1 protein-coding gene is annotated in these 591 nt (G+C 64.1%); it reads left to right on the top strand.

Features of this window, described 5'->3' with window-relative positions; genetic code table 11:
• The coding region (locus tag F6X42_RS43050) for a porin (protein ID WP_187639789.1) at nt 1–591 on the top strand (591 nt) is incomplete at both ends.

Here is a 591-nt window from a genome sequence, read left to right as displayed (position 1 = left end):
ATCTGAACAACGGCCAGTTCTCCGAAGGCAACACCATGTTCAACCGCCAGGCTTTCGTCGGCCTGAAGAGCGACCAGTTCGGTACGCTGACGCTCGGCCGTCAATACGATTCCGTCGTCGACTATCTCGCGCCGCTGTCGGAGGCGGGCGCGGGCTACGGCAACAATCTCGCGGCCCACCCGTTCGACAACGACAACCTGGACAACTCGTTCTCGATCAAGAACGCGGTCAAATACACGAGCGCGAACTACGCGGCCCTGAAGTTCGGCGGCCTGTACGGCTTCAGCAATTCGGCCGGCCAGTTCTCGAACAATCGCGCGTGGAGCGCGGGCGCTTCGTACGACAACGGCCCGCTGAGCGTCGCAGCGGCTTACCTGCAACTGAACAAGTCGGGCAGCTCGAATCTGAGCGGCGCGGTCTCGCAAGGCGACGGCACCGCGCAGGTCGCGGCTAACCTGCAGCGCACGTTCGGTGCGGGCATCAACTACTCGTACGGTCCGGCAACGGCGGGCTTCGTGTACACGCATACGCAACTGGACGGCATCACCGGCATCGACGTCGGCGGCGCGACACTGCCCGGCATCGCCGGCA

This window comes from Paraburkholderia podalyriae, assembly GCF_014397785.1.
Lineage (GTDB): Bacteria > Pseudomonadota > Gammaproteobacteria > Burkholderiales > Burkholderiaceae > Paraburkholderia > Paraburkholderia podalyriae.
This window is presented reverse-complemented; position numbering and strand designations above follow the sequence as displayed.